At 69.5% G+C, this 6,066-nt stretch carries 3 protein-coding genes and 2 pseudogenes; 4 read left to right on the top strand and 1 reads right to left on the bottom strand.

All coding sequences use genetic code 11. The features are described 5' to 3' along the window. The 3 genes and pseudogenes from I9P22_RS22695 to gatB form a co-directional block, all read left to right on the top strand. Positions 1–413 (top strand): annotated as a pseudogene (locus I9P22_RS22695) (hypothetical protein); the annotation flags it as partial. Continuing rightward, positions 413–2,326, top strand: coding sequence for a monovalent cation:proton antiporter-2 (CPA2) family protein (locus tag I9P22_RS22690; RefSeq protein ID WP_199262355.1), 1,914 nt, complete (start codon positions 413–415; stop codon positions 2,324–2,326). The pseudogene I9P22_RS22695 and the gene I9P22_RS22690, both read left to right, overlap by 1 nt. Positions 2,327–2,593: 267 nt before the next feature. Further along, positions 2,594–4,108, top strand: coding sequence for an Asp-tRNA(Asn)/Glu-tRNA(Gln) amidotransferase subunit GatB (gatB, locus tag I9P22_RS22685; protein ID WP_199262353.1), 1,515 nt, complete (start codon positions 2,594–2,596; stop codon positions 4,106–4,108). A gap of 109 nt (positions 4,109–4,217) precedes the next feature. Here the strand turns inward: gatB and I9P22_RS22680 are convergent, their stop codons facing one another. Next, a complete protein-coding gene (locus tag I9P22_RS22680) occupies positions 4,218–5,549 on the bottom strand; it encodes a chloride channel protein (protein ID WP_199262351.1) in 1,332 nt (443 codons plus the stop codon). Between the two features lie 223 nt (positions 5,550–5,772). Between I9P22_RS22680 and I9P22_RS22675 the strand changes: the two are divergent. Next, positions 5,773–6,066: pseudogene (locus I9P22_RS22675) on the top strand (DUF4177 domain-containing protein); the annotation flags it as partial.

Genomic DNA, 6,066 nt, shown 5'->3' with positions numbered 1-6,066 from the left:
CCGATGCCGCCGCCGAGGCCCAGGCCCGCGCCCAGGCCGAGGCCCGCGCCCGCGCCCAGGCCGAGGCCGAGGAACGCGCCGCCCGCGCCCGCCGACAGGACTACAAGCCGCCCGAGATCGACAACGAGCCCGAGCTTGCCGCCGGCGCGCTGTCCAGGGGCGCCAGCTCGGCCACCGTGGCCAAGGCCGCAACGCAGCGCCGCGGCATGGATACCGGCCGCACCACCATCATCGGCATCATCGGCGCCGGCAAGGCCAGCCGGGCGCTGATCCGGCTGCGCAGCGGCAAGGTGGTGACGGTGCGCCTGGGCGACCGCATCGACGGCGGCACCATCAACTCGATCGGCAACGGGCGGCTGACCTATGTGAAATCCGGCCGCGTCCATGAACTGCGCATGCTGGACGGGCGCTGATGGAGACATTCCTGCTGATCGCCACGGTCTACCTGATGACAATGGTGGTGGCCGTGCCGCTTTCGGCCCGGCTGGGCCTGGGCTCGGTGCTGGGCTATCTGGTCTCGGGTATCGTCATCGGCCCGGTGCTGGGCATCGCCGGCAGTGCCGGAGAGATGGCCGACCTGCAGCATTTCGCCGAGTTCGGCGTGGTGATGATGCTGTTCCTGATCGGGCTCGAGCTGGAACCGCAGGCGCTGTGGCAGATGCGCAAGCGCCTGCTGGGCCTGGCCAGCATGCAGATCCTGGGCACGGTGGCGCTGCTGGCGCTGGCGGCCATGGCGCTGAACCAGGACTGGCATGTCGCGATCACGCTGGGGATGATCCTGTCGCTCAGCTCGACCGCCATCGTGCTGCAGACGCTCAGCGAGAAGTCGCTGATGCAGACGCCGGGCGGGCGCAGCGCCTTCGCCGTGCTGCTGACCCAGGACATCGCGGTGATCCCGATGCTGGCGCTGATGCCGCTTCTGGCGACCCGCGCCCCCATCGCCGATGCCGAGGAACATATCGGCGAGGCCTTCATGCATGCGTTGCCCGGCTGGGCGGCGGCGCTGGTCACGCTGGGCGCTGTGGCGGCGGTGATCCTGATCGGGCAATACCTGATCCGGCCGCTGTTCCGCTGGGTCTATGTCGCGCGGCTGAACGAGCTCGACACCGCCGTGGCGCTGCTGATCGTGGTCGGCATCGCCTCGCTGATGGAATTCGTCGGCCTGTCGCCGGCGCTCGGCACCTTCCTGGCCGGGGTGATGCTGGCCGGCTCGGAATTCCGCCACGAACTCGAGGGCCAGATCGCCCCCTTCAAGGGCCTGCTGCTGGGTCTGTTCTTCATCACCGTCGGCGCCGGCATGGATTTCCAGCTGGTCCTGGAGCGGCCGGTGACGGTGCTGGGCGTCACCGTGGTCGTCATCGCCGTCAAGGCGCTGGTGCTGCACCTGATCGCCCGGCTGACCGGGCTGCGCGGCCGCGACCGTACGCTGTTCACCCTGTCGCTGGCCCAGGCGGGGGAATTCGGCTTTGTGCTGATTTCCTATGCCGTATCCCTGGCGATCCTGCCGCGGGCGCTGGCGCAGGGCTTCCTGCTGATCATCGCGCTGTCGATGCTGGCGACGCCGCTCCTGTTCATCCTGTCGGACTTCATCTCGCGCCGCATCGCCGAGGAACGTGCCAGCGACATCGCCGACGAGATCGAGGAGCAGCAGCCGATCATCATCGCGGGCGTCGGCCGCTTCGGCCAGGTGCTGAACCGGCTGGTCACCATGTCGGGCTTCAAGACCACCGTGCTGGACCATGATCTCGAGGTGATCCAGCTGATGCGGCGCTTCGGCTTCAAGGGCTATTTCGGCGACCCGACCCGGCCCGAGATCCTGACCGCGGCCGGGCTTGACAAGGCCCGGGTGCTGGTCGCGGCGCTGGACGACCCCGAGGCGAACCTGCGCCTGATCCGCTATGCCAAGGAAAAGCGTCCCGACATCGTGGTCATCGCCCGCGCCCGCGACCGGGTGAACGTGTTCCAGCTTTACGCCGCCGGCGCCGACCATATCGTGCGCGAGACCTTCGACAGCTCGCTGCGCGCCGGGCGCTATGTGCTGGAAAACCTTGGCCTGTCGCCCTACGAGGCCTCCGAGCTCGAGCGCATCTTCTACCGCATGGACCGTGCGCATCTGCGCCAACTGGCCGAGGTCTGGAAGCCCGGCGTGCCGATCGAGGAGAACCGCGACTACATGACCCTGAGCCGCGACCTGAACCGGCAGCTGGAAAACGTGCTGATGGAGCGCTTCGCGCATGGCCCCAGCGCCGCCCCCATCGCAACCGAGCAGGACGAGGTGCCCGAGCACGGGCTGTCGGCGCGGCCCGGCCGTCCCGGCGGGCGCTGACCCGGCCGCGCCGCCCTTGCCGGCCGGATTCGGGTATTTGCAAAACGGAAAGAACGCAGACCCATACCGTCCGCCCAAGGGGATTTCCGCGTTCCCCGAATACCCGAACGCGACCGCGCAACCGAAAGCCGCCCCGCCAGCCTGAGGCGCGGAACCCGCTTTCACCGTTTCCCCAATACCCCCCCGGACCAGCGCGCCACGGGCCGGGCCTTGCCGGGCGGGCGCCAAGCCCCTAAAAGGCGGGGCAACCTTGCCAGGGAAAATGCCATGCTCGACCATCTGACCTATACCGCCCCGGAACCGAAGATCATTCAGGGCGCGAAACAGGACTGGGAACTGGTCATCGGGCTGGAGGTCCATGCCCAGGTCGCCTCGAACGCCAAGCTGTTTTCCGGCGCCTCGACCGGCTTCGGGGCCGAGCCGAACAGCCATGTCGCCTTCGTCGACGCCGCCATGCCCGGCATGCTGCCGGTCATCAACGAATTCTGCGTGGCGCAGGCGGTCAAGACCGGGCTGGGGCTGAAGGCGCGGATCAACCTGGTCTCGGCCTTCGACCGCAAGAACTATTTCTATCCCGACCTGCCGCAGGGCTACCAGATCAGCCAACTCTACCACCCGATCGTGGGCGAGGGCGAGGTGATCGTGGACATGGCCCCCGGCATCGCCCGCCGCGTCCGGATCGAGCGCATCCACCTGGAACAGGATGCCGGCAAGTCGATCCACGACATGGACCCGAACATGTCCTTCGTCGACCTGAACCGCACCGGCGTGGCGCTGATGGAGATCGTCAGCCGCCCCGACATCCGCGGGCCGGAGGAGGCGGCGGCCTATGTCGCCAAGCTGCGCCAGATCATGCGCTATCTCGGCACCTGCGACGGCAACATGCAGAACGGCAACCTGCGTGCCGACGTGAACGTCTCGGTCTGCCCGCCCGGCGCCTATGAGCGCTATCAGGAGACCCAGGATTTCAGCCATCTCGGCACCCGCTGCGAGATCAAGAACATGAACTCGCTGCGCTTCATCCAGCAGGCCATCGAATACGAGGCCCGCCGCCAGATCGCCATCATCGAGGATGGCGGCACGGTGGTGCAGGAAACCCGGCTCTACGATCCCGACCGCGGCGAGACCCGCTCGATGCGCTCGAAGGAGGAAGCCCACGACTATCGCTATTTCCCCGATCCCGACCTGTTGCCGCTCGAGATCGAGCAGGACTGGGTGGACGGCATCGCCGCCGCCATGCCGGAACTGCCCGACGAGAAGAAGGCGCGTTTCGTCACCGAACTGGGCCTGTCGGAATACGACGCCGGCGTTCTGACCGCCGAGGTCGAGAGCGCCGATTACTTCGAGCAGGTCGCTGCCGGCCGCGACGGCAAGATGGCGGCGAACTGGGTTATCAACGAGCTGTTCGGCCGGCTGAACAAGGAAGGGCTGAGCGTCGAGACCTCGCCGGTTTCCGCCGCCCAGCTCGGCGGGGTGATCGACCTGATCGGCTCGGGCGCGATCTCGGGCAAGATCGCCAAGGAGCTGTTCGAGATCCTCTGGACCGAGGGCGGCGACCCGGCCGAGATCGTGGAATCGCGCGGCATGAAGCAGGTCACCGATCTTGGCGCCATCGAGGCGGCGGTGGATGAGATCATCGCCGCGAACCCGGCGCAGGTGGAAAAGGCCCGCGCCAATCCCAAGCTGGCCGGCTGGTTCGTGGGCCAGGTGCTGAAGGCCACCGGCGGCAAGGCCAACCCGGCGGCGGTGAACGAACTGGTGGCGAAGAAGCTGGGCCAGTGAACGGCCGGCGCGCCCGCGCCGCGGCCCCTCCTTCTGCGCTCCGGAAATACTCCGGGGTGAGCCCCGCAGGGGCGAGGGGCAGCGCCCCTGCGCCCCCCGGGGCGCCCGCTCAGCCCTCGGCCTCGCGCGCCCGGCGCAGACGGATTGCGTCGGCCAGCCACAGCCGGGCCAGGCCGTGATACAGCGGCTCGGGTGACAGCAGCCGCGACACGCCATAGCCCAGCAGCGCCGCCGCCATCACCGGCAGGGCATGTTCCTGGGTCGCGGTCATCTCCATCACGATGACGAAGGCGGTCATCGGCGATTGCACCACCCCGGCGAAATAGCTCGACATGCCCAGCACGGCGGCAAAGCTCAGCGACCCTCCCAGGACCAGCCCGACCGCATTGCCCATCCCGGCCCCCACCGACAGCGAGGGCGCGAACAGGCCGCCGGGAATGCCCGACAGGGTCGAGGCCAGCGTCGCCAGCAGCTTGGCCGGGAAGAACCAGGGCGACAGCGCCTGGCCCTCGACCGCGGCGCGGGCTTGCTCGTAGCTGGTGCCAAAGACCGCGCCGTCGCTGGCCAGCCCCAGCATGGCGACCAGCAGCCCGGCGCCGGCGGCGACCAGAACCGGCTTGCTCCAGCCGCGGCCGGGCCGCCAGCGCCGGATGCGCCGAGTCATGCGCAGCACGGTGCGGCTGAAGCCGGCGCCCAGCACGCCGCCCAGCACCCCGATCACCCCGACCAGCCGCCAGTCGCGCGGAAACTCGGCCACCGCCTGCGCCTCGCCGAAATAGGTATAGCTGCCCGAGATCGCCAGCGCCGAGATCCCGGCGATCACCACCGTGGACAGGACCATGCCGTTGGTGCGGGCCTGGTAGCTGCGGCCCATTTCCTCGATCGCGAAGACGATCCCGGCCAGCGGCGTGTTGAAGGCGGCGGCGATGCCGGCGGCCGAGCCGGCCAGGATCAGCCCGCGGGCATGCTGCAGCTTGCCGATCCGGGCGCTGGCCAGCATGATGGCGGCGCCGACCTGCACCGTCGGCCCCTCGCGCCCGATCGAGGCGCCGAACAGCAGCCCCCACAGCGTCAGCAGGATCTTGCCCGCCACGATGCGCAGGGTCAGATACAGCTGCCGCTCGGGGCCCTTCAGCTCGCGCGCGGCGATGGCCTGGGGAATGCCGCTGCCCTGCGAGCCCGGAAAGAAGTGCTGGGCGGCCAGCGCCGACAGGGCGAAGGCCAGGGGCAGCGCCAGCAAAAGCCAGGGCGCGCTGCTATGGTCCGAGACCTGGGCGAAGACCTCGCTTGCCAGGTCCGCCGCCCAGGCGAAGCCGGTGCTGACCAGCCCCACGGTCAGCGCTCCCAGCCAGAACACCGTGCGCGCCCGCCAGTGGCGGCGATGCGCGATCAGCGCGCGCGAGCGGCGCAGCAGGGGAAAGCGGGGGCGGGCGGCAGGCATGGCAGGCTTCCGGTTTGCGCCGCGCAGCGGGACTGCCCGGAACGGTCTGCGGGGCGATGACGATGGCGATATTCCGGCACCCCCATGAATTCCATGCCGAAAGCCCGAGGGCAACCGGCAAAACCGTCCGGGCGCGTCGCGGCGGCCAGCCGCTGCCCCCTGCCAGCCACTTCCCTTGTCCGGCCATCTCGCCTAACCTCCGGCGCAAAGGAGAGGCACCCGCATGAGCAGCTACGAATACACCGTCATCCCCGCACCTGCCCGCGGCGAGAAGACCCGGGGCGCCAGGACCGGGATCGAGCGTTTCGCCGCCACGCTGGCCGATGTGCTGAACGACATGGCCCGCGACGGCTGGGACTATGTCCGGGCCGAGACGCTGCCGGCCGAGGAACGCTCGGGCCTGACCGGCCGCACCACGGTCTATCACAACCTGCTGATCTTCCGCCGTGCCCTGGCCGCGCCCGGCCGGCTGCAGGCCGCCATGCCCGCGGCCGCGCCGCAGCCCGCCGCGGCAGGC

The sequence above is a fragment of the Paracoccus binzhouensis genome (genome assembly GCF_016446475.1).
Lineage (GTDB): Bacteria > Pseudomonadota > Alphaproteobacteria > Rhodobacterales > Rhodobacteraceae > Paracoccus > Paracoccus binzhouensis.
This window is presented reverse-complemented; position numbering and strand designations above follow the sequence as displayed.

Coding starts and splice junctions, on each gene's coding strand:
- I9P22_RS22690 (WP_199262355.1), top strand. CDS start 413: ATGGAGACATTCCTGCTGATCGCCACGGTCTACCTGATGACAATGGTG.
- gatB (WP_199262353.1), top strand. CDS start 2,594: ATGCTCGACCATCTGACCTATACCGCCCCGGAACCGAAGATCATTCAG.
- I9P22_RS22680 (WP_199262351.1), bottom strand. CDS start 5,549: ATGCCTGCCGCCCGCCCCCGCTTTCCCCTGCTGCGCCGCTCGCGCGCG.